This is a genomic window from Streptomyces sp. NPDC053665 (genome assembly GCF_055585285.1).
On sequence record NZ_JBVJKK010000012.1, the window covers coordinates 20,225 to 41,977 of the forward strand.

A 21,753-nucleotide genomic window follows, 5' to 3' on the forward strand; every position below is an offset into this window, starting at 1 on the left:
CGGGGGCATGCCTCACCCGGCCGCCGTACGGACGAATCGCCCGTTTCCGGGGCATCAGGCCCTTGAATGGACCGATGCACCGCCATCTCGCCAAGAGCGCCCTCGTCGCGGGCGCCGTCGCCGCCGTCCTCGCCGCCTGCGGCGCCCCCAGCGGGGAACGGGCCGCCGAGACCCGCGGCACCCGGGCCGCCGTGCCCGCCCCGCCCGAGAAGAGGCCCGTCGACGGCCTGCCCGGCATGCCGCCCGTGCTCGACCCCCGGGACGTGTACGCGGCCGACCGCCCCGGCCAGCTGTCGCCCGTGGTGAAGGACTTCCCCTCCCGGGTGTACGTCCCCAACACCGAGTCCGACACGGTGTCCGTCATCGACCCGGGGACCTACGAGATCGTCGACACGATCAAGGTGGGACGGCAGCCCCAGCACGTCGTGCCCTCCTGGGACCTCAAGACGCTGTGGGTCAACAACAACCGGGGCCACACCCTCACCCCGATCGACCCGAGGACGGGCAGGGCCGGCAAGGAGGTCGACGTCCACGACCCCTACAACCTCTACTTCACCCCCGACGGCAAGTACGCCGTCGTGATGGCCTCCCTCGACCGCGAACTGGTCTTCCGCGACCCGCACACCATGCGGATCGAGAAGACCGTCCCGGTCTCCTGCTACGGCGTCAACCACGCCGACTTCTCCCTCGACGGCCGCTACTTCATCGTCTCCTGCGAGTTCAGCGGCGAACTCCTCAAGGTCGACACCGCAAGGAGGGAGGTCGTCGCACAGCAGCGGCTGCCGTTCGAGGGCGCCATGCCGCAGGACGTGAAGCTCTCGCCCGACGGCAAGCGGTTCTACATCGCGGACATGAAGGCCGACGGCATGTGGGTCCTCGACGGCGACCGGTTCACCGAACCCACCCTGCTGCCCACCGGCAAGGGCACCCACGGCCTGTACGTCAGCCGGGACTCGCGCGAGATGTACGTGTCCAACCGCGGCGAGGGCACGATCTCCGTCTTCGACTTCCACCGGAACGAGCTGACCAAGAAGTGGAAACTGCCCGGCGGCGGCAGCCCCGACATGGGCGGTGTCTCCGCCGACGGCAAGGTGCTGTGGCTGTCCGGCCGCTACGACGCCGAGGTCTACGCCCTCGACACCCGCACCGGGGCCCGGCTCGCCCGCATCGCGGTCGGCAGCGGCCCGCACGGCCTCGCCGTCTACCCGCAGCCCGGCCGCTACTCCCTCGGCCACACCGGCGTCTTCCGGTGAGGCGCGTCGTCCTCCGGTGAGGCGTGCCAGGTCCGGCGGTGGTCGCCGCGCCGGCGTTCCCGGCGGGCGGATAACCTGACCTCCGTCATACCCGCGTCACGAGGACGCGCAGCACGAGAAGAGGGGCGGATCGGTGGCGGACATCGAGGAAGCACGCAAGCAGTTCGAGCGGATCGATACGGACGGTGACGGCTACATCACCGCTGCCGAGTTCAAGACCGCCCTGGCGCAGTCGGGCGACTGGAACGTCACCGAGTCGGTCGCCGAGGTCGTCATCAAGACCCGCGACCTGGACGGCGACAAGCAGCTCAGCTTCGACGAGTTCTGGGCCTACCTGAACAAGTAGGGCCGCCGCGGCGCACGCCGTCCCAGGGGCCCGGTCCATGCCCGGACCGGGCCCTTCGGCGTGCCCGGGGGAGGTCTTCGGCCGTCCGGGCGAGGAGCGGAATAGCCGGCCCGCCGCCGAGGTTGTCGCCGGTCGCAGACCTTTGGCCGGCGTTACCGACCCCCGGAAGGGCGAGGCGAGGACATGAAGATCGGCATCATCGGAGCGGGCAACATCGGCGGCAACCTGACCCGGCGGCTCACCGCACTCGGTCACGACGTGTCCGTCGCCAACTCCCGCGGACCGCACACGCTGACGGCCCTGGCCGAGGAGACCGGCGCGAGGCCCGTGCCCGTCGAGGAGGCGGCCCGGGGCGCGGAGGTGGTCGTGGTGACCATCCCGCTGAAGGCCGTCCCCGACCTGCCCTCCGGTGTGCTCGACGGCGCCGCCGAGGGCGCGGCCGTCGTCGACACCGGCAACTACTACCCCCGGCAGCGCGACGGCCGGATCGCCGGGATCGAGGACGAGGGCCTCACCGAGAGCCGCTGGACCGAGCGGCAGCTCGGCCACCCCGTGATCAAGGCGTTCAACGGCACCTACGCCCAGGACATCCTGGACCGCCACCGCCCGGCCGGCGATCCCGGGCGCATGGCCCTGCCGGTGGCCGGCGACGACGAGCGGGCCAAGCGCACGGTGCGGGCCCTCATCGACGAGCTGGGCTTCGACACCGTCGACGCGGGCGGCCTCGACGACTCCTGGCGCCAGCAGCCCGGCACCCCGGTGTACGGACTGCGCGCCGGCACGGACGAGGTCGCCAAGGCGCTCGCGGAGGCGTCCCCGGAGCGCACCGCGGACTTCCGCGGCTAGGGCCCGTTCACGCGCCCTCGGCCCACTCGCGCAGGGCCGCCCTGCTCTCGAAGGCGGCGACGTTCCTGTCCAGGGGGTCGTCGGTGTACTGGTGGAAGCGCCACTTCGCCTTGATCCGGGGCTTGCCCGCGCTCACGTAGTCGGCGATCCACAGACCGTCGCCCGCGTAGGAGCTCGTGTCGACGTTGAGCCAGAAGTCGCGGTTGCAGTAGAGCACCACGCGGTTGTCCGGGCGCAGTTCCTTCAGTTTGCGCAGGAAGCGGTCCTTCTCGGCGTTGCTCGCGCGCGTCCCGTCGCCGGTCCTCTCCCAGTCGACGGCGAGCACGTCGCCCGCCCGGTCCGGTGCCTTGCCGAGGAAGTACTCGGCCTGGTCGGTGAGGTTGCCGGGCCACAGGAAGTGGTAGAAGCCGACGACCAGTCCGGCGTCCCGCGCCCGCTTCGTCTGCGCGGCCAGTCTCGGGTTGACGTAGGAGCGGCCCTCGGTCGCCTTGACGAAGACGAAGGACAGGCCCTCCGTGGAGTAGGACGAGGACTGGTAGGCGCTCACGTCGATTCCGCGCAGCATGGGGGGCTCCCTCGGGTTCCGGTGGGGCGGAAGTGCACTCGGGTGGAGGGTTGTTGTATGCCCGCCGCCGACGGCCGTACGCCGGGCGCGCGGAGGCGCGCGGCCCGGCGGAGGTGAGCGCCGGACGGACTCAGGGAGCGGCGGAGGCGGCGGGTGCCGGGCTCTGCGACGGGGCCGGACCGGGCTCCCCGTCGTCCAGGGAGACGTGCCTGGTCTCCTTACCGAGCAGGAGCGCCGCCAGCGTGAGCAGCGCCATCCCGGACAGGTAGACGCCCACCAGCCACGGCGAGCCGTCCCCGGTCTCCCAGAGCGCCACGGCGATGAACGGGGCGACCGCCGCCCCCAGGATCGAACTGACGTTGTACGAGATGCCCGACCCGGTGTAGCGGACGCTGGTCGGGAACAGCTCGGGCAGCAGCGCGCCCATCGGACCGAAGGTGAGGCCCATCAGGGTGAAGCCCAGCACGAGCCACAGCACCACGCCCGGCGTGCCCAGGCCGATCAGCGGCACCCAGACCAGCCCGAACACGACGATCGCGGCGGTGATCCAGACGAGGGTGGTGCGCCGCCCGTAGCGGTCCGCGAGGGGGCCGGAGACCAGGGTGAACGCGGCGAAGAACAGCACACCGAAGATCATCATGAGGACGAACGTGGTGTAGTCGTAGCCCAGTCCGGGCACGGCGGCGTCCTCGGGGGTGCGGCCGTAGCTCAGCGAGAACGTCGTCATCAGGTAGAAGAGCACGTAGGTCGCCAGCATGATGAACGTGCCGAGGACCAGCTGCCTGCCGTGGCTGCGCACCACCGTGGCCAGCGGCAGCCGCCGCACCCCGCCCGTGGCGCGGGTCCTGGTGAACACCGCCGACTCGACGAGCCGCGAGCGCACCCACAGCCCGATGGCGACCATCACGGCGGAGAAGAGGAACGGCACCCGCCAGCCCCAGCTGACGAAGGCGTCCGAGGGCTGCGAGGGGTCGGCGCCCGCCGCGGACGGCAGCAGCGCGCCCATGGCCAGGAACAGCCCGTTGCCGATGATGAAGCCGAACGGGGCGCCCAGTTGCGGGAAGGTGCCGTACAGGGCCCGCTTGCCGCGCGGGGCGTTCTCGGTGGCGACCAGGGCCGCGCCGCTCCACTCGCCGCCGAGCGCGAAGCCCTGCGCGAGCCGCATCAGCACCAGCAGCGCGGTGGCCACCCAGCCGGCCTGGGCGTAGGTGGGCAGCACGCCGATGAGGAACGTGGCGATGCCCATGGTCAGCAGCGAGGCGACGAGGGTCTTCTTGCGGCCGAGACGGTCACCGAGGTGCCCGAAGACGACGGCCCCGACCGGCCGGGCGACCATCGCGGCGCCGAAGACCGCGAAGGACGACAGCAGCGCGGTGGTCGGGTCGCTGCTCGGGAAGAACAGCTGCGGGAAGACGAGCACCGCGGCCGTCGCGTAGATGTAGAAGTCGTAGAACTCGATCGTCGTGCCGATGAGGCTGGCGACGAGGACGCGCGAGCGCGGGTTGACGGGTGCCGGGGCTGAACCGGAGGCAGGAGCGGACATCGATCGGTCTTTCACGCGCGAAACATGGCACGTACAACGATGTCAGCCATCTTGTTGCGCGGTACGGCCCTCTCGCGATGTGAGACGCGGTCGGGCCGTGCCCTCCGGCCCGCTCAGCACTCGATGATGTTCACCGCCAGCCCGCCCCGGGCCGTCTCCTTGTACTTGACCGACATGTCGGCGCCGGTGTCCTTCATCGTCTTGATGACCTTGTCCAGGGACACCTTGTGGGAGCCGTCGCCGCGCATCGCCATGCGCGCGGCGGTGACGGCCTTGACCGCCGCCATGCCGTTGCGCTCGATGCACGGGATCTGGACCAGCCCGCCGACCGGGTCGCAGGTGAGCCCGAGATTGTGCTCCATGCCGATCTCCGCCGCGTTCTCGACCTGCTCGGGCGAGCCGCCGAGGACCTCCGCGAGGGCTCCCGCGGCCATCGAGCAGGCGGAGCCGACCTCGCCCTGGCAGCCGACCTCGGCGCCGGAGATCGAGGCGTTCTCCTTGAACAGCATGCCGATCGCGCCCGCGGCGAGCAGGAAGCGGACCACGCCCTCCTCGTCGGCGCCCGGCACGAAGTTCACGTAGTAGTGCAGCACCGCCGGGATGATGCCGGCCGCGCCGTTCGTGGGGGCCGTGACGACCCGGCCGCCGGCCGCGTTCTCCTCGTTCACGGCCATCGCGTAGAGGGTGATCCACTCCATGGCCAGGGCCTGCGGGTCGCCCTCGGAGCGCAGCTTGCGGGCGGTGTTGGCGGCCCGGCGGCGCACCTTCAGACCGCCGGGCAGGATGCCCTCACGCGACATGCCGCGCGCCACGCACGCCTGCATCACGCGCCAGATCTCCAGCAGTCCCGCGCGGATCTCCTCCTCGGTGCGCCAGGCCCGCTCGTTCTCCAGCATCAGCGCGGAGATGGACAGGCCGGTCTCCTCGGTGAGGCGCAGCAGCTCGTCACCGGTGCGGAAGGGGTACTTCAGCACGGTGTCGTCGAGCTTGATGCGGTCCGCGCCGACGGCGTCCTCGTCGACGACGAACCCGCCGCCCACCGAGTAGTACGTCTTCGTCAGCAGCTCCGCGCCCGAGGCGTCGTACGCCCACAGCGTCATGCCGTTGGCGTGGTACGGCAGGGCCTTGCGGCGGTGCAGGACCATGTCGTCGTCGAAGGAGAAGGCGATCTCGTGCTCGCCGAGCAGGTTCAGCCGGCCGCCGGTCCTGATCGCCTCCACCCGCTCGTCGGCGGTCTCCACGTCCACCGTGCGCGGGGAGTCGCCCTCCAGGCCGAGCAGGACCGCCTTGGGCGTGCCGTGGCCGTGGCCGGTGGCGCCGAGCGAGCCGTACAGCTCCGCGCGGACCGAGGTCACGGACTCGAGGAGCTCCTCGTTGCGCAGCCGCCGGACGAACAGGCCGGCCGCGCGCATCGGGCCGACGGTGTGCGAGCTGGACGGGCCGATGCCGATCGAGAACAGGTCGAAGACCGAGATGGCCACGGGGGAACTCCTGACTACGGGGGTGGTGCCAAGGGGGTGGGCGCCGCGCCCGCTTGTGGCCGGCGCGGCGCCCGAAAGGTTTCTTCGTTACTTGTTCAGACCCGGGTACAGCGGGTGCCGGTCGGCCAGGGCCTTCACCCGGGCCTTGAGGGCCTCCGCGTCGTACGACGGCTTCAGCGCCTCGGCGATGACGTCGGCGACCTCGGTGAAGGCCTCGGCGTCGAAGCCGCGGGTGGCCAGGGCCGGGGTGCCGATCCGCAGACCGGACGTCACCATCGGCGGACGCGGGTCGTTCGGGATCGCGTTGCGGTTGACGGTGATGCCGATCTCGTGGAGCCGGTCCTCGGCCTGCTGCCCGTCCAGCTCGGAGTCGCGCAGGTCGACCAGGACCAGGTGCACGTCCGTGCCGCCGGACAGGACGTCCACGCCCACGGCCCGGACGTCGTCCTTCACCAGACGCTCGGCCAGGATGCGGGCACCCTCCAGCGTACGGCGCTGGCGCTCCTTGAAGTCGTCCGAGGCGGCGACCTTGAAGGCGACGGCCTTGGCGGCGACCACGTGCTCCAGGGGGCCACCCTGCTGACCGGGGAAGACGGCGGAGTTGATCTTCTTGGCCAGCTCGGCCGTGGAGAGGATCACACCGCCGCGCGGGCCGCCGAGGGTCTTGTGCGTCGTGGTGGTGACCACGTGCGCGTGCGGCACCGGGTTGGGGTGCAGCCCGGCCGCGACCAGCCCGGCGAAGTGCGCCATGTCGACCATCAGGTACGCGCCGACCTCGTCCGCGATCCGGCGGAACTCGGCGAAGTCCAGCCGGCGCGGGTAGGCCGACCAGCCGGCCACGATCAGCTTCGGCCGGGACTCCTTGGCCAGCCGCTCGACCTCGGCCATGTCGACCCGGCCGTCGTCGCCCACGTGGTAGGCGACGACGTCGTAGAGCTTGCCGGAGAAGTTGATCTTCATGCCGTGGGTCAGGTGACCGCCGTGGGCGAGGTTCAGGCCCATGATGGTGTCGCCCGGCTTGAGCAGCGCGAACATGGCGGCCGCGTTGGCCTGGGCGCCGGAGTGCGGCTGCACGTTGGCGTGCTCGGCGCCGAACAGCTCCTTCACGCGGTCGATCGCGATCTGCTCGACCACGTCGACGTGCTCGCAGCCGCCGTAGTAGCGGCGGCCCGGGTAGCCCTCGGCGTACTTGTTGGTCAGGACCGAGCCCTGCGCCTCCATGACCGCGACCGGGGCGAAGTTCTCCGAGGCGATCATCTCGAGCGTGGACTGCTGACGGTGCAGCTCGGCGTCGACCGCGGCGGCCACGGCCGGGTCGAGCTCGTGCAGGGGGGTGTTCAGGACGGACATACGGCTACGACTCCTCAGCCGGCGGAGAACGCGGTGTACTCGTCGGCGGAGAGCAGGTCGCCCGGCTCGTCCGTGACGCGCACCTTGAACAGCCAGCCGCCCTCGAAGGGGGCCGAGTTCACCAGCGAGGGGTCGTTCACGACGTCCTCGTTGACCTCGGTGATCTCACCGGAGACCGGCGAGTACAGGTCGGACACCGACTTGGTCGACTCCAGTTCGCCGCAGGTCTCGCCCGCGGACACCGTGTCACCGACCTCGGGGAGCTGGACGAAGACCACGTCGCCGAGCGCGTTGGCCGCGTGCTCCGTGATGCCGACCGTCGACACGCCGTCCTCGGCGGCCGACAGCCACTCGTGCTCCTTGCTGTAGCGCAGCTGCTGGGGGTTGCTCATGGCCTGAATTCTCCTGTACGCGCGGGAGTGCTGTGAAAAAGGGGGACGGGAGACTGCTGGTGAACCGGGTGACGGTGGCCGGGCCGCACAGGCGGCCCACGGCCAGTGTCTACTTCTGCCGCTTGTAGAACGGCAGCGCCACGACCTCGTACGGCTCGTGACTGCCCCGGATGTCCACACCCACGCCGGGCGTGCCGGGCGCGGCGTGCGCGGCGTCGACGTAGGCCATGGCGATCGGCTTGCCCAGGGTGGGGGAGGGGGCGCCGGAGGTGACCTCGCCGATCACCTCGCCGCCCGCGACCACGGCGTATCCGGCGCGGGGGACGCGGCGGCCCTCGGCGACCAGGCCGACGAGCACGCGCGGCGGGTTCTGCTCGGCCCGGGCGGCGGCCTCGCGCAGGGCCTCGCGGCCCACGAAGTCGCCCTCCTTCTCGAACTTCACCACGCGGCCGAGACCGGCGTCGAAGGGCGTCAGGGAGGTGGTCAGCTCGTGCCCGTACAGCGGCATGCCCGCCTCCAGGCGGAGCGTGTCACGGCAGGACAGGCCGCAGGGGACCAGGCCAGCGCCCTCGCCGGCCTCGGTCAGCGCCTGCCACAGCTCGACGGCGTGCTCCGGCTTCACGAACAGCTCGAAGCCGTCCTCGCCGGTGTAGCCGGTGCGGGCGATCAGGGCGGGGACCCCGGCGACGGTGCCCGGCAGACCGGCGTAGTACTTCAGCCCGTCGAGGTCCGCGTCGGTCAGGGACTTCAGGATCCCGGGGGACTCAGGGCCCTGGACGGCGATCAGCGCGTAGGCGTCCCGGTCGTCGCGCACCTCGGCGTCGAAGCCGGCGGCGCGCTCGGTCAGCGCGTCCAGGACGGCCTGGGCGTTCGAGGCGTTGGCGACGACCATGAACTCGGTCTCGCCCAGCCGGTAGACGATCAGGTCGTCGAGGATGCCGCCGTCGGCCCGGCAGATCATCGTGTAGCGGGCGCGGCCCGGCTTCACACCGCCGATGTTGCCCACCAGGGCGTGGTCGAGGAGGGCGGCGGCCTGCGGGCCGGTGACGGTGATCTCGCCCATGTGGGAGAGGTCGAACAGCCCGGCCCTGGTGCGCACGGCGAGGTGCTCGTCGCGCTCGGAGCCGTAGCGCAGGGGCATGTCCCAGCCGGCGAAGTCGGTCATCGTCGCGCCGAGCGAACGATGCAGGGCATCGAGCGCGGTGTGACGGAGTTCTCCTGTACTGCTCACGGTCGGTCGTCTCCCAAGGCGATGACGGGGGCGAGGTCGTTCCTCCCCATCTGTCATCGGAACCTGAGAGGTTCGCCATGACCGCGCCGGTCCATGGCTTGCACCTTGGGTGGGACCGCCCTGGCAGCGGCCCGCTTTTCAGATGTGCCTCGCCCGCGCGGTAACGGGGCCTGAGAGATTCAAGGGAGGGACTTGCTCCTTCGGCGCCCCAGCGTCAGCGGTGCTGGGAACTCTCCCGCGCGGATTCAAACGGCCGGTATGCAGTTGGCGCGCACATCATTGCACGCATCCTTCCGGCGCGGCAGGGGGACCTTTCTCAGCAAGTGCGCCGTCCCGCGCGCCGGGCCCGGAGAGCTGTGGCAGCCCTGTTGCAGGAACCGGACCGAAATGAGAGGCCTGCGGCATTACCTTCTCTTTACACTCGGCGGGGACGGTACCGGCGTACCTGGCTCCAGGGGAGGACGATCACGGTGAACAGGACCAGGGCGTACGCCGCGACCACGGGCATCGCGTTGCCCGGGCAGCCGGCGGTGCCGGCCCGGGCGGCCCGGGGCCCGGTGCCGGCGCCCACCGTCCGTGACCTGCGCGAGCGCGCCGGGCGCGGTCCCCGCACGCTGGTGTTCGGCTCCCGCGACGTCGTCGTGGTCACCGGGCTGCCCGGCAGCGGCAAGTCCACGCTGATGCGGCGCGCCGTCCCGGGCCGGCGCGTCGACTCCCAGGACGCCCGCGACCGCTGGGAGCGCCGCGTGCCCCGCTTCCTGCCCTACGGGGTCTACCGCCCGCTGGTCCGCCTCTCCCACTACGCCGGGCTGCGCCGCGCCCTGCGCACCGGCGAAGGACTCGTGGTGCACGACTGCGGCACCCAGGCGTGGGTGCGCCGCTGGATCGCCCGCGAGGCACGCCGCCGGGGCGGCGCCCTGCACCTGCTCCTCCTCGACGTCACGCCGCAGCAGGCCCTGGCCGGCCAGCGCGACCGGGGCCGCGGCGTCTCCCGCTACGCCTTCCGCCGCCACCGCGCGGCCACGGACCGCCTGCTGCGCGCGGTGGAGCACGGCCGCCTCCCACGAGGCTGCGCCTCGGCCACCCTGACCGACCGCACCACAGCGGCAACCCTCCACCGCATCACCTTCACCCCCTGACCCCCAGCCCCCTCCCGCCCTTCAGGGGCGCGGGGAACTGCACGAGCAACCCCCGACAACCCGCACCCACCCACCGGCCCCCGCCTTCCAGGGGCGCGGGGAACGGCGCGACCAGCCCCCGACAACCCGCACCCACCCACCGGCCCTGGCCCTCCAGGGGCGCGGGGAACGGCGCGACCAGCCCCCGACAACCCGCACCCACCCACCGGCCCTGGCCCTCTAGGGGCGCGGGGAACTGCGCGACCAGCCCCCGACAACCCGCAGCCGACCACCGAGCCTGCCCGCACGCACGGTCACCCGACCCACCCCGACCCGGCCCGTCCCCCCGGGTGGGACAACCGACCCCGGTCACCCCCGCGCTCTTGCCCCCCCCGGGGCACACACCCACCCCCAACCGCCCCACCCCCGGAGGGCCCCGCACGGAGATCCCCCAAACCGTTAGCCTGCTGACGGCACTGGCAGTGGCTCGAGGCAGGCGGTAGGACATGGACGTTCCGGCGGAGTTCCCAGCCGGCTTCCCGGCGCACACGCAGACCCATCCGACCGGAGGATGGCCCGGCAACGAGCTGGAGGAGGTCCTCTCGGCCTCCCTGGGCGCCGGACCCGCGGCCGGCGGCCGGATCGTCGAGGTGCTCGGGCGGAGCTTCGTCTGGGTCCCGCTGCCCAACGGCGGCGGCCCGCACAGCGGCCCCCTCGACCTGCCGGCCGTCGAGATCGACGGCCAGGCGTACGTGCCCGTGTTCAGCTCGGAGGAGCAGTTCCGCCTCGCCGCCGGCGCGCACATGTCGTACACGATCGCCCCCGCCGTGGAGTTCGCCCGCGGACTGCCCCCGCACGCCGGCCTCGTGATCAACCCCGGCGGCGTGGTCGGCATACCCCTGCCGCCCCCCGCCGTCGCCGAGCTGTGCCGGGCCGGGCGCACCCCGCTCGACGGGCCCGCGGGCGGCGGCCGCGTCCGCCTCTTCGAACCCGACTGGCAGGACGACCCGGTGGACTTCCTCGCCGCCGCCTCGGCCGAGTTCGAGGCCGTCGGTGTCGTCGTCACCGCCCGCCGCTGCCTCGCCGCGATCGAGACCGCCGACCCCGTGATGTTCGTGGGCGTCGAACTCTCCTCGTGGGAGGGCGACCTGCGCGCCCTGCCCCTGGAGGCGCTCACCCGGGCCGTCACCGCCGTCCCCACCCCCTGGCCGGTCAACCTGGTGCTCCTGGACGTCACGGAGGACCCGGTGGGCACCTGGATGAGGGAGCGGGTCCGGCCCTTCTACCAGCGGTAGCGGCCGGCACGGCGGCCCGGCGGACCACCGCCCGCGCCCGTACCGCCGCGCGCGGGCAAGTCCCGAGCCGGTGGGCGGGCTTAAGCTAGGTCACGGTCGAGGCGTTGTACGAAGGGGCGGTAAAGGTGAGCGCGAGCGGCACGGCCGCGGCCGGACAGGTCGAGCACATGCTGCGCCAGGTCACGCCCGGGCGCTACGACGCCTACGAGGCACTCCTGCGCGCGCTCGCGACCCCGCACACCGGCCAGATCTGGATGCTCCTGTGGCACGGCCAGGCCGGCTCCCCGGACGCCCAGTACGGGAAGATGGAGGTCGACGGCCACGGCTACGCGCCGTGCGTCACCTCCGCCCAGGAGCTGTCCGCCAGCGGCTGGAACCGCTCCTACGAGGTGATCGACGGGCTCGACGTGGCCCGTGCCCTCTACCCCGACCACTACGGCCTCTGGCTCAACCCGCACGCCCCCGGCGGCGGCCTCGGCATCCCCTGGCTCGACCTGCGCCGGATCGCCACGGGCCTGGACCGCCAGCCGGCCGGTCCGCTGCGGCTGTCGGAACCGGCCATCGAGATCCCCCAGTTCTACGCCCTGCTCGCGCAGAACGCCCACCGCACCCCGGCCGTCCGCTCCCTGCGCCGCGCCTGGGTGCAGCCCGCGCTCGGCGCGCCGTACCTCGCCATCGGGCTGGACGTGTACGACACCTCGCCGCCGGCCGTGGACGCCGTACGCGCGATGATGCAGCAGTCCCTCGGCGCCGTGCCGGACGGGCTGCCCGTCTCGACGGTCGCCATGTCGGACGAGCACGACCCGGTCGCCATGTGGCTGCGGGCCAAGGCGCGCCCCTTCTACGACCGCGAGGCGCACGCCACCGCCCCCGTCCAGGCCCCCGCGTCCGGCTACGGCTACCCTCCCGCGCAGGGCAGGTTCTGAGGCCCCGGCGGGCCTGCCGCCGACCCCGTTCAGAAGGTGAAGGAAGCTCACCTCTCCGCGCGTAGATGAGAGCAGTACGGGTGGGTTCGCCCTAAAATCCCCCTACTACGCCGCGTCCGACCCCCGCTACCCGCTGTCCGGATAACGGAACCCCCCAGACAGCATCACGTTTACGCATCCATTCACCGCCAAGTCTGGCAACAGATCGCCAAAGCGTTGAAGACTCCCGGCAAGACACGGACCGGTCGGTCGCGTGTACGAGACAAACAACACCGCTACAGCGGCAGCCAGGGGGTCGGCGATCGCCGGCCCGAGAGGGGTCAATCGCACCGTGACCGCACCGATCGAGACCACCGGGGCGGAAGCCGGAGCACAGCCCGAGGCCGTGCTCTCCGGGGTCAAGAAGAGCCAGATCGAGGGGCGTTCGCTCACCCAGATCGCCTGGATGCGCTTCAAGCGGGACAAGGTGGCGATGGCGGGAGGCGTCGTCGTCATCCTGCTCGTGCTGATGGCGATCCTCTCGAAGCCGATCCAGTGGGTCTTCGGCCTCGATCCCAACAAGTTCAACCAGGACCTCATCGACCCGGCGCTGCTCGCGCCCAAGGGCGGCTGGGGCGGCATGAGTTGGGACCACCCGCTGGGCGTGGACCCCCAGTACGGCCGTGACATGCTCGCGCGCATCATCGACGGCTCCTGGGTCTCCCTGCTGGTCGCGGGCGGCGCCACGCTGCTGTCCGTCTGCATCGGCACCGTGCTCGGTGTCGTCGCCGGGTACTACGGCGGCTGGATCGACAGCGTCATCAGCAGGCTGATGGACACCTTCCTGGCCTTCCCGCTGCTGCTGTTCGCCATCTCGATCTCCGCCTCCGTGCAGGACGGGTTCTTCGGTCTCGACGGCCTGTCCCTGCGCATCAGCGTGCTGATCTTCGTCATCGGCTTCTTCAGCTGGCCGTACATCGGCCGCATCGTGCGGGCCCAGACCATGACCCTGCGCAAGCGGGAGTTCATCGAGGCCTCCACGAGCCTCGGGGCGCGCGGCCCGTACATCCTGTTCCGCGAGCTGCTCCCGAACCTCGTCGCGCCGATCCTCGTCTACGCGACGCTGATCATCCCGACGAACATCCTGTTCGAGGCCGCGCTGAGCTTCCTCGGCGTCGGTATCGCTCCGCCGCAGGCCTCCTGGGGCGGCATGCTCAGCAACGCTGTGGATCTCTACACGGCTGATCCGCAGTACATGTTCGTGCCCGGACTGGCGATCTTCATCACCGTCCTGGCCTTCAACCTGCTGGGTGACGGGCTGCGTGACGCCCTCGACCCTCGCAGCAAGTGATCCATCGAATGAGGGGGCTTCCTCAGGTGAAGACGAGAAGGGTGACCGCCGGCGTTGCGTCGGTCCTGGCACTGTCGCTCGGTGCTGCCGCGTGCGGCGGCGGAGGCGACGACAACGACGGGGGAGGCAGCGGCAAGAAGGACGCCGCGCTGAACTCGATCGTCAACGCGTCCGACAAGAAGGGAGGGACGGTCGCGTACGAGCACTCGGACGTGCCGGACTCCCTCGACCCGGGCAACACGTACTACGGCTGGGTCCAGAACTTCTCGCGGCTCTACGGCAGGACGCTCACCACGTTCAAGCCGGCCGCGGGCAAGGAAGGCCTGGAGGTCGTGCCGGACCTCGCCGAGTCCCTCGGCAAGTCCAGCCCGGACGCCAAGACCTGGACGTACAAGCTGCGTGCGGGTGTGAAGTTCCAGGACGGCACCCCGGTGACGTCCAAGGACGTCAAGTACGCCATCGAGCGCTCCAACTTCGCGCCCGAGGCCCTGTCGAACGGCCCGACGTACTTCAAGGCCTACCTCGAGGGCGGCGACAAGTACAAGGGTCCCTACAAGGACAAGTCCGCCGACGGCATCAAGTCCATCGAGACGCCGGACGACCGGACGATCGTCTTCAAGCTGAAGCAGCCGTTCGCGGACTTCGACTACCTGGCGACCTTCTCCCAGACGGCCCCCGTGCCGCAGGCGAAGGACACCGGCGCGAAGTACGTCCAGGCCATCCAGTCCTCCGGCCCGTACCAGTTCCAGTCCTACGAGGAGGGCCGCGGCGCCACCCTCGTGCGGAACAAGCAGTGGGACGCCAAGACGGACCCGATCCGCAAGGCCCTGCCGGACAAGATCACGATCAAGTTCAAGGTCAACCCGGTCACGGTCGACAACAACCTGCTGTCCGACAAGATCACGGCTGACGCGGCCGGCACCGGTGTGCAGCCGCAGACCCAGCCGAAGGTGCTGCGCGGCAAGTACGCCAACCAGACCGACAGCTCCTACGCGGGTGCCACGCAGTACATCGCGCTCAACGTCAACGTGAAGCCGTTCGACAACGAGCACTGCCGCAAGGCCGTCCAGTGGGGCCTGAACAAGCAGTCCGTCCTGGACGCGATGGGCGGCTCCCCGAAGGGCGACGTGGCGACCACGCTGCTGCCGCCGTCGGTCAACGGCTACACCAAGTTCGACACCTACGCGACCGAGGGTCACAAGGGTGACGTGGCCAAGGCCAAGGCCGAGCTGAAGGAGTGCGGCAAGCCGAACGGCTTCAACACGATCCTGACCGCTCGTTCGGACCGTCCGGCGGAGGTCGCGGCCGCGACCGCCATCCAGGCGTCGCTGAAGAACATCGGCGTCAACATCGAGATCAAGCAGTTCCCCTCCGGCAAGTACTTCTCGAACTTCGCCGGTGTCCCGAGCTACGTGCACGACAACAAGCTCGGCATGCTCTCGATGGCCTGGGGTGCCGACTGGCCGACCGGCTACGGCTTCCTCGACCAGATCATCAACGGTGCCGCCATCAAGCCCTCCGGCGGCAACAACCTGATGGAGCTGGACGACCCGAAGATCAACAAGGCCCTGACGGACGCGATCGCCAACACCGACGACGCGGCCCGCACCAAGGCCTGGGGTGACATCGACAAGATGGTGCTCGACAACGCCTCGGTCGTCCCGCTGGTCTACCGCAAGAACCTGCTGCTCCGGCCGGTGTCCGCCAGCAACGTCACGGTCACGCAGGCCTACCTGGGCATGTACGACTACCTGCTGATGAGCTCCTCGAAGTAACTCAGCAGGCCGGATCCTTTCGAAAGGCAGGTGAAGGCAACGGGTGGCCGCGGCGGACGATCCCGCCGCGGCCACCCGGGGCCGTACAGCTGTGGCTGCGTACATCCTCCGACGCGTCATGGGCGCGGTGCTGTTGCTGCTGGTGGTCAGCGCAGTCACCTTCGCCATCTTCTTCCTCGTTCCCCGCCTCGGGGGGCAGACGGCCGACCAGTTGGCCACCCAGTACGTCGGCAAGGACGCGAACCCCGCCTCCGTCGCCGCGATCAAGCAGAACCTGGGACTGGACCAGCCGGTCTACGTCCAGTACTGGGACTTCATCAAGGGCCTCGTGGTGGGCGCCGACTACAAGTTCGGCCCTGACGCGACGCACTGCAGCGCACCCTGCTTCGGCTACTCCTTCAAGAGCCACATCGAAGTGTGGCCCCAGTTGGAGCAGCGGATCCCGGTGTCCTTCTCGCTGGCCATCGGTGCCGCGGTGATCTGGCTGGTCTCGGGTGTGACGACCGGTGTCATCTCCGCCCTGCGCAAGGGCAAGCCGATCGACCGCATCTCGATGTTCATCGCCCTGGCCGGCGTCTCCCTGCCGATCTTCTTCACCGGCCAGATCCTGCTGGCCCTCTTCGTCTACGAGATCCCCATCTGGGACAGCATCGACTACGTGCCGTTCACCGAGAACCCGGCCGAGTGGGCCTGGCACCTGGTGCTCCCCTGGGTCAGCCTCGCCTTCCTGTTCTCCGCGCTGTACGCCCGGCTCACCCGGGCGGGCATGCTGGAGACGATGAGCGAGGACTACATCCGCACCGCGCGGGCCAAGGGCCTGACGGAGTCCACGGTCGTCGCCAAGCACGGCCTGCGCTCCGCGCTCACCCCGATCGTCACCATCTTCGGCATGGACTTCGGCACCCTGGTCGGCACCGCGGTGCTCACCGAGACGGTGTTCTCCCTCCAGGGCATCGGCGCATACTCGGTCCAGGCCATCAAGGACAACGACCTGCCCATCGTGATGGGCGTGACCCTGGTCGCCGCGTTCTTCATCGTCTTCTGCAACTTGATCGTCGACCTGGTGTACGCCGCCATCGACCCCCGGGTGAGGTACTCGTGAGCAAGCTCGACAAAGCCGCGCTCGGCGAACCGGACGACACCACCGCCCCGTCCGCCCCGGACGACGCGTTCCTGTCCGTCCGCGACCTGCGCATCCACTTCGACACCGACGACGGCCTGGTCAAGTCCGTCGACGGCGTCAGCTTCGACGTGCGCAAGGGTCAGACCCTGGGCATCGTGGGCGAGTCCGGCTCCGGCAAGTCCGTCACCTCGCTCGGCGTGATGGGCCTGCACCGCTCGGCGCGCGCCAAGGTCACCGGCGAGGTCTGGCTGGACGGCCAGGAGCTGATCGCGGCCGACCCCGACGCCGTACGGCGGCTGCGCGGGCGGAAGATGGCCATGATCTTCCAGGACCCGCTGTCCGCGATGCACCCGTACTACACCGTCGGGCACCAGATCGTGGAGGCGTACCGCGTCCACCACGACGTCAGCAAGAAGGCCGCCAAGCAGCGGGCGGTGGACATGCTCGACCGGGTCGGCATCCCCGAGCCCGGCAAGCGCGTCGACAGCTACCCGCACGAGTTCTCCGGCGGTATGCGCCAGCGCGCCATGATCGCCATGGCCCTGGTGAACAACCCCGAGCTGCTGATCGCCGACGAGCCGACCACCGCCCTGGACGTCACCGTCCAGGCGCAGATCCTGGACCTGATCCGGGACCTGCAGAAGGAGTTCGGCTCCGCGGTCATCATGATCACCCACGACCTGGGCGTCGTCGCCGAGATGGCCGACGACCTGCTGGTCATGTACGGCGGCCGGTGCGTGGAGCGCGGCCCCGCCGAGGACGTGTTCTCCGCGCCCCGGCACCCCTACACCTGGGGCCTGCTCGGCTCGATGCCGCGTCTGGACCGGGACGAGACCGACCGGCTCATCCCGATCAAGGGCTCGCCGCCCTCCCTCATCAACCTCCCGTCCGGCTGCGCCTTCCACCCGCGCTGCCCGTACGCGGACATCCCGAAGGACAACGTCACCCGCACGGTCCGTCCCGAGCTGACCGAGGTCGGCGGCTCGCACTGGGCCGCCTGCCACATGACCCAGGAGCAGCGGGAGCGTATCTGGACCGAAGAGATTGCGCCGAAGCTGTGAGCGACGACAAGACGGTGAGCGCACCGGACACCAGCGCACCCACCCTCACCAAGGACACCGCCGACGGCGAGATCCTGCTGAAGGTGAGCGGTCTGGAGAAGCACTTCCCGATCCGCAAGGGCCTGCTCCAGCGGCAGACCGGCGCGGTCCGCGCCGTCGACGGCATCGACTTCGAGGTCCGCAAGGGCGAGACGCTCGGCGTCGTCGGCGAGTCGGGCTGCGGCAAGTCCACCATGGGCCGGCTGATCACCCGGCTGCTCGAACCGACCGGCGGCTCGGTCGAGTTCGAGGGCAAGGACATCACGCACCTGAAGACCGGCGAGCTGCGCCCCATGCGCCGCGACGTGCAGATGATCTTCCAGGACCCGTACTCCTCGCTGAACCCGCGGCACACGATCGGCACGATCGTCGGCGCCCCCTTCCGGCTGCAGGGCGTCGAGCCCGAGGGCGGGGTCAAGAAGGAGGTCCAGCGGCTGCTGTCGGTGGTCGGCCTCAACCCCGAGCACTACAACCGCTACCCGCACGAGTTCTCCGGCGGCCAGCGCCAGCGCATCGGCATCGCCCGGGCCCTCGCGCTCAACCCCAAGCTGGTGGTGGCCGACGAGCCGGTCTCCGCGCTGGACGTGTCGATCCAGGCGCAGGTGGTGAACCTGCTGGACGACCTCCAGGAGGAACTCGGCCTGACGTACGTGATCATCGCGCACGACCTGTCGGTCGTCCGGCACGTCTCGGACCGGATCGCGGTGATGTACCTCGGCAAGATCGTCGAGCTGGCCGACCGCGACAAGCTCTACAAGTCGCCGATGCACCCGTACTCCAAGGCCCTGCTGTCGGCCGTGCCGATACCGGATCCCAAGCGCCGGGGCGTCAAGAGCGAGCGCATCCTGCTCAAGGGCGACGTGCCCTCGCCGATCGCACCGCCGAGTGGCTGCCGCTTCCACACCCGGTGCTGGAAGGCGACGCAGATCTGCAAGACGACCGAGCCGCCGCTGGTGGAGCTGCGGGCCGGTCAGCGCGTGGCCTGCCACCACCCGGAGAACTTCGAGGACCAGCAGCCGCAGGACACCGAGCTGCTGTCCTCGGCCAAGGAAGTGACCGCGGAGAGCACCGCCACCGCCGTGCAGAAGTGACTCCGCCCGAGCCCCCGCACCCGTACCCCGGGGCGGGGGCTCACCCGTGGGGGAAAATGCACGGGTGCTCCAGCAACTCTTCAGTCCGTCCGTCCAGCACACGCTCGACCTGATCGGCATCTTCGTCTTCGCGATCTCCGGCGCGCTGCTGGCCGTGCGCAAGAACTTCGACGTCTTCGGCATGGCCGTCCTCGCCGAGGTCACCGCGCTGGGCGGCGGGCTCTTCCGCGACCTGGTCATCGGGGCCGTCCCGCCCGCCGCCTTCACGGACCTGGGGTACTTCCTCACCCCGCTGCTCGCCACGCTCCTGGTGTTCTTCCTGCACCCCCAGGTGGAGCGCATCCAGGTCGCCGTGAACGTCTTCGACGCGGCGGGCCTCGGCCTGTTCTGCGTCGCCGGCACCACCAAGGCGTACGAGTACGGGCTCGGCCTGACCGCCTCCGCCGGCCTGGGGCTCACCACCGCGGTGGGCGGGGGCGTGCTGCGGGACGTCCTCGCCAACGAGGTGCCCTCCCTGCTGCGCTGGGACCGCGACCTCTACGCGGTCCCGGCGATCGTCGGCGCCGCCCTGGTCGCCCTGTGCATCCGCTACGACGCCCTGAACCCGTTCACCAGCTCCCTCGCGGTGATCACCGCCTTCGTGCTGCGCCTGCTGGCGATGCGCTACCACTGGCGCGCCCCGCGGGCCTGGCACCGCAGGTCGACGGTGAGCGAGGAGGAGCAGCCCGTGCTGCCGTGACGGCCGGAGCGCCCCTCGCGCGGAGCGCGGCACAAAAGCTACCGCTTAGTAGCTGATTCTTGTACTGTTCAGCCATGCCAGAAGCAGCCTCCGCCCCGGCCGTCCGGGCCTCGATCGGCGACAGCGAGTTCGACCGCGACACCGCGCTGACCCGCCGCGCGCCCGGCGTGTACGACATCGACCTCTCCGCCGGCTGGACGATCATCAGCGCCGTCAACGGCGGCTACCTGCTCGCCGTCCTCGGCCGCGCCCTCGCGGACGCCCTCCCGCACGCCGACCCCTTCACCGTCTCGGCGCACTACCTGACCGCGTCCCAGCCCGGCCCCGCCGTCGTCCGCACGGACGTCGTCCGCACCGGCCGCACGCTGTCGACGGGCCAGGCCTCGCTCTTCCAGTACGACGACGAGGGCCGCGAGGTCGAGCGCATCCGCGTCCTCGCCTCCTACGGCGACCTGGACGCCCTGCCCGACGACGTGCGCACCACGGCCCGGCCGCCCGCCATCCCGCCGCCGGAGCACTGCTTCGGCCCCGAGGACGGGCCGGCCCCCGTGGACGGCAGTTCGGCGATCACCGAGCGCCTGATGCTCAAGCTCGACCCCTCCACCCTGGGCTGGGCCCTCGGGCAGCCGTCCGGCAAGGGCGAGATGCGGGCCTGGTTCGGCCTGAAGGACGGGCGCGACCCCGACCCGCTCTCGCTGCTGCTCGCGGTGGACGCCCTGCCGCCGACCGCGTTCGAGATGGGGCTGAAGGGCTGGGTGCCGACCGTCGAGCTGACCGTGCACGTCCGGTGCCGCCCGGCCCCCGGCCCGCTGCGGGTGTCGATCACCACGCGCAACCTCGCCGGCGGCTTCCTGGAGGAGGACGCCGAGGTCTGGGACAGCGCGGACCGGCTGGTGGCCCAGTCCCGGCAGCTGGCGCGGGTGCGGTTGGGCTGAAACCCGGCGGCCTTTCACGCCACAGGGGCGGCGCGCTCGTGAACGGGCGCGCCGCCCCCGTGCCGTCTGCGGCGCATCAATCCAGCCAATGCCGGCGGCCCAGGCCGATCAGCCGCATCTGCCGGGCCGCCACCCGGGCGACCTGCCGCTCGCGCTCCTCGCGCTCCTCGCCGGGACTCTCCAGCACCTCCAGGAACAGCGACGCCGTGCTGAGCATCTGGTCCACGTAGAGATGGGCCAGCATCAGCAGGTCGTCCCCGCTCCAGCCCTGCGACACCGGGTCCTTGGCCAGCTCGTCCCCCACCTCCCGGGCGAACCGGTCCAGTTGCTCGCGTATGGCCTCGCGCACCGGCTGGACCCCGCCGTGCCGTTCCCGGGCGATGAACCGGACGTGCGCGGGGTACCCGTCGACGTGACGGGCGATCAGTTCGATGGTGCGCGTGACGCGTTCCTCGTGGTCACCCGTCGTGGACACCGTTGTCCGGATCATCGGGTGCAGGCTGCCCAGCGCCTCCTCGACCAAGGCCACGCCCAGATCCGCCGTGGATCGGAAGTGGCGGTAGAAGGCGGTCGGGGCCACTCCGACGGCGCGGGTGACCTCGCGCAGCCCGAGGCTGCTCAGGCTCTGCTCCTCCAGCAGCGCCAGGGCCGCGTCCAGGAGCGCCTGCCGGGTCTTCTGCTTCTGGGCCTGCCGGATCCCGAGGGTGTGACTCATACCATGCAGTTAACAACTGTTCTCTGGAATTGAAAAGTCATGAGAGGCGCTAGACTGGGAAGTCAGTGAACAACTGTAACTACAACCGTTCACCGAAACTCAGGGAGCTGTTTCCCGTGCTGTTCATCGTCGCCGCGCTGCTGCTGCTGGGTGTCCTGCTGGGCACCGTCGCCCACGCGCCGCTCACCTTCTCCGTCGGCGCGAGCATCGTCATCGCCGTCTGGCTCGCCGTCTTCGCCCTGCGCGAGCGCGGCCGCCGCCGCCACACGCAGGCCCACTGACCGCCGACCGCCGCACGACCGCACGCACCTCGGGAGTCGATCACCATGCAGCTCACCGCTCCGGCCTCGCGCCGCACCGGTCTCCGCGACACCGACGGCATGGCCGTCGCGTCCTTCGTCCTCGGCCTGCTGGGCCTGCTCGTGCTGAACCTCCTGCTCGGCCCCATCGCCATCGTGCTGGCGAGCGTCGCCCTGTGGCGCGGCACCGAGCGCCGCGGCCGCGCGCTGCTCGGCCTGGGTCTCGGCATCGCCGACCTGGTGGTCCTCGCGACCTTCATGCAGTTCGACAGCTCCATCTCCTGGAGCCTGTAGCCCCGC

General features: G+C 70.7%; 21 protein-coding genes, 1 pseudogene and 2 riboswitches. Of the genes and pseudogenes, 15 read left to right on the forward strand and 7 right to left on the reverse strand.

Annotation, left to right across the window (positions count from 1 at the left end; genetic code table 11):
- The first annotated feature begins 74 nt into the window (after positions 1-74).
- The 3 genes and pseudogenes from ACZ6ZN_RS32360 to ACZ6ZN_RS32370 all read left to right on the forward strand — a co-directional run.
- A complete protein-coding gene (locus ACZ6ZN_RS32360; protein ID WP_469651724.1) occupies positions 75-1,253 on the forward strand; it encodes a YVTN family beta-propeller repeat protein in 1,179 nt (392 codons plus the stop codon).
- Between the two features lie 133 nt (positions 1,254-1,386).
- Positions 1,387-1,599 carry an EF-hand domain-containing protein gene (locus ACZ6ZN_RS32365; protein WP_190201287.1) on the forward strand — a complete coding sequence of 71 codons (213 nt, stop codon included), beginning with the start codon at positions 1,387-1,389 and terminating at the stop codon, positions 1,597-1,599.
- 174 nt (positions 1,600-1,773) lie between these two features.
- Positions 1,774-2,445, forward strand: a pseudogene (locus ACZ6ZN_RS32370) (NADPH-dependent F420 reductase); the annotation flags it as partial.
- A 7-nt stretch (positions 2,446-2,452) separates the two neighbouring features.
- Here ACZ6ZN_RS32370 and ACZ6ZN_RS32375 read toward each other — a convergent pair.
- The 6 genes from ACZ6ZN_RS32375 to gcvT form a co-directional block, all read right to left on the reverse strand.
- The gene (locus ACZ6ZN_RS32375; protein ID WP_398106464.1) at positions 2,453-3,010 is read right to left on the reverse strand and encodes a glycoside hydrolase family 25 protein; all 558 of its coding nucleotides are present in this window, start codon (positions 3,008-3,010) and stop codon (positions 2,453-2,455) included.
- A 130-nt stretch (positions 3,011-3,140) separates the two neighbouring features.
- Positions 3,141-4,553, reverse strand: coding sequence for an MFS transporter (locus ACZ6ZN_RS32380; protein ID WP_469651727.1), 1,413 nt, complete (start codon positions 4,551-4,553; stop codon positions 3,141-3,143).
- Positions 4,554-4,666: 113 nt separating this feature from the next.
- Entirely contained in the window at positions 4,667-6,034 is a 1,368-nt protein-coding gene (locus ACZ6ZN_RS32385) for an L-serine ammonia-lyase (protein ID WP_451879102.1), read from the reverse strand.
- A gap of 87 nt (positions 6,035-6,121) precedes the next feature.
- On the reverse strand, positions 6,122-7,384 hold the full coding sequence (glyA, locus tag ACZ6ZN_RS32390) for a serine hydroxymethyltransferase (RefSeq protein ID WP_398106460.1): 1,263 nt from the start codon (positions 7,382-7,384) through the stop codon (positions 6,122-6,124).
- Positions 7,385-7,398: 14 nt separating this feature from the next.
- Entirely contained in the window at positions 7,399-7,776 is a 378-nt protein-coding gene (gene gcvH, locus ACZ6ZN_RS32395) for a glycine cleavage system protein GcvH (protein WP_469651729.1), read from the reverse strand.
- 109 nt (positions 7,777-7,885) lie between these two features.
- Complete coding sequence (gene gcvT, locus ACZ6ZN_RS32400; protein ID WP_469651731.1) at positions 7,886-9,007, reverse strand: glycine cleavage system aminomethyltransferase GcvT; 1,122 nt, start codon at positions 9,005-9,007, stop codon at positions 7,886-7,888.
- Positions 9,008-9,047: 40 nt separating this feature from the next.
- Positions 9,048-9,155, reverse strand: a riboswitch (glycine riboswitch).
- Positions 9,156-9,255: riboswitch (glycine riboswitch) on the reverse strand. It lies immediately after the preceding riboswitch.
- 222 nt (positions 9,256-9,477) lie between these two features.
- On the opposite strand from gcvT, the gene ACZ6ZN_RS32405 reads away from it, so the two are divergent.
- The 10 genes from ACZ6ZN_RS32405 (at position 9,478) to ACZ6ZN_RS32450 (ending at position 20,439) form a co-directional block, all read left to right on the forward strand.
- Positions 9,478-10,146: an AAA family ATPase gene (locus ACZ6ZN_RS32405; protein ID WP_451879104.1), complete on the forward strand. Its 669-nt coding sequence runs from the start codon at positions 9,478-9,480 to the stop codon at positions 10,144-10,146.
- Positions 10,147-10,631: 485 nt separating this feature from the next.
- Positions 10,632-11,420, forward strand: coding sequence for an enhanced serine sensitivity protein SseB (locus ACZ6ZN_RS32410; RefSeq protein ID WP_469651733.1), 789 nt, complete (start codon positions 10,632-10,634; stop codon positions 11,418-11,420).
- A gap of 125 nt (positions 11,421-11,545) precedes the next feature.
- Positions 11,546-12,346: an enhanced serine sensitivity protein SseB C-terminal domain-containing protein gene (locus tag ACZ6ZN_RS32415; RefSeq protein ID WP_369193614.1), complete on the forward strand. Its 801-nt coding sequence runs from the start codon at positions 11,546-11,548 to the stop codon at positions 12,344-12,346.
- Positions 12,347-12,677: 331 nt separating this feature from the next.
- On the forward strand, positions 12,678-13,676 hold the full coding sequence (locus ACZ6ZN_RS32420; RefSeq protein ID WP_398106455.1) for an ABC transporter permease: 999 nt from the start codon (positions 12,678-12,680) through the stop codon (positions 13,674-13,676).
- 8 nt (positions 13,677-13,684) lie between these two features.
- The gene (locus tag ACZ6ZN_RS32425; RefSeq protein WP_398106454.1) at positions 13,685-15,451 is read left to right on the forward strand and encodes an ABC transporter substrate-binding protein; all 1,767 of its coding nucleotides are present in this window, start codon (positions 13,685-13,687) and stop codon (positions 15,449-15,451) included.
- A gap of 91 nt (positions 15,452-15,542) precedes the next feature.
- On the forward strand, positions 15,543-16,553 hold the full coding sequence (locus ACZ6ZN_RS32430) for an ABC transporter permease (RefSeq protein WP_333933850.1): 1,011 nt from the start codon (positions 15,543-15,545) through the stop codon (positions 16,551-16,553).
- Complete coding sequence (locus tag ACZ6ZN_RS32435) at positions 16,550-17,635, forward strand: ABC transporter ATP-binding protein (protein WP_398106453.1); 1,086 nt, start codon at positions 16,550-16,552, stop codon at positions 17,633-17,635. The genes ACZ6ZN_RS32430 and ACZ6ZN_RS32435 overlap by 4 nt, the downstream gene beginning before the upstream one ends.
- Positions 17,632-18,765: an ABC transporter ATP-binding protein gene (locus tag ACZ6ZN_RS32440; protein ID WP_469651736.1), complete on the forward strand. Its 1,134-nt coding sequence runs from the start codon at positions 17,632-17,634 to the stop codon at positions 18,763-18,765. The genes ACZ6ZN_RS32435 and ACZ6ZN_RS32440 overlap by 4 nt, the downstream gene beginning before the upstream one ends.
- A gap of 64 nt (positions 18,766-18,829) precedes the next feature.
- The gene (locus ACZ6ZN_RS32445) at positions 18,830-19,504 is read left to right on the forward strand and encodes a trimeric intracellular cation channel family protein (RefSeq protein ID WP_333933847.1); all 675 of its coding nucleotides are present in this window, start codon (positions 18,830-18,832) and stop codon (positions 19,502-19,504) included.
- 74 nt (positions 19,505-19,578) lie between these two features.
- Entirely contained in the window at positions 19,579-20,439 is an 861-nt protein-coding gene (locus ACZ6ZN_RS32450; RefSeq protein ID WP_398106451.1) for a thioesterase family protein, read from the forward strand.
- 76 nt (positions 20,440-20,515) lie between these two features.
- Here the strand turns inward: ACZ6ZN_RS32450 and ACZ6ZN_RS32455 are convergent, their stop codons facing one another.
- Entirely contained in the window at positions 20,516-21,154 is a 639-nt protein-coding gene (locus ACZ6ZN_RS32455) for a TetR family transcriptional regulator (protein WP_451879106.1), read from the reverse strand.
- Positions 21,155-21,270: 116 nt separating this feature from the next.
- On the opposite strand from ACZ6ZN_RS32455, the gene ACZ6ZN_RS32460 reads away from it, so the two are divergent.
- Together ACZ6ZN_RS32460 and ACZ6ZN_RS32465 are read left to right on the forward strand one after the other, a co-directional pair.
- Positions 21,271-21,435, forward strand: coding sequence for a hypothetical protein (locus tag ACZ6ZN_RS32460; protein ID WP_469651739.1), 165 nt, complete (start codon positions 21,271-21,273; stop codon positions 21,433-21,435).
- A gap of 45 nt (positions 21,436-21,480) precedes the next feature.
- A complete protein-coding gene (locus ACZ6ZN_RS32465) occupies positions 21,481-21,747 on the forward strand; it encodes a DUF4190 domain-containing protein (RefSeq protein WP_369193605.1) in 267 nt (88 codons plus the stop codon).
- Positions 21,748-21,753: the final 6 nt, after the last annotated feature.

What these genes read in the sequence shown, in the direction of transcription:
- ACZ6ZN_RS32360 (WP_469651724.1), top strand. Translation starts at nt 75, where the DNA reads ATGCACCGCCATCTCGCCAAGAGCGCCCTCGTCGCGGGCGCCGTCGCC.
- ACZ6ZN_RS32455 (WP_451879106.1), bottom strand. Translation starts at nt 21,154, where the DNA reads ATGAGTCACACCCTCGGGATCCGGCAGGCCCAGAAGCAGAAGACCCGG.
- ACZ6ZN_RS32425 (WP_398106454.1), top strand. Translation starts at nt 13,685, where the DNA reads ATGAGGGGGCTTCCTCAGGTGAAGACGAGAAGGGTGACCGCCGGCGTT.
- ACZ6ZN_RS32410 (WP_469651733.1), top strand. Translation starts at nt 10,632, where the DNA reads ATGGACGTTCCGGCGGAGTTCCCAGCCGGCTTCCCGGCGCACACGCAG.
- ACZ6ZN_RS32450 (WP_398106451.1), top strand. Translation starts at nt 19,579, where the DNA reads ATGCCAGAAGCAGCCTCCGCCCCGGCCGTCCGGGCCTCGATCGGCGAC.
- ACZ6ZN_RS32380 (WP_469651727.1), bottom strand. Translation starts at nt 4,553, where the DNA reads ATGTCCGCTCCTGCCTCCGGTTCAGCCCCGGCACCCGTCAACCCGCGC.
- ACZ6ZN_RS32465 (WP_369193605.1), top strand. Translation starts at nt 21,481, where the DNA reads ATGCAGCTCACCGCTCCGGCCTCGCGCCGCACCGGTCTCCGCGACACC.
- gcvH (WP_469651729.1), bottom strand. Translation starts at nt 7,776, where the DNA reads ATGAGCAACCCCCAGCAGCTGCGCTACAGCAAGGAGCACGAGTGGCTG.
- ACZ6ZN_RS32375 (WP_398106464.1), bottom strand. Translation starts at nt 3,010, where the DNA reads ATGCTGCGCGGAATCGACGTGAGCGCCTACCAGTCCTCGTCCTACTCC.
- glyA (WP_398106460.1), bottom strand. Translation starts at nt 7,384, where the DNA reads ATGTCCGTCCTGAACACCCCCCTGCACGAGCTCGACCCGGCCGTGGCC.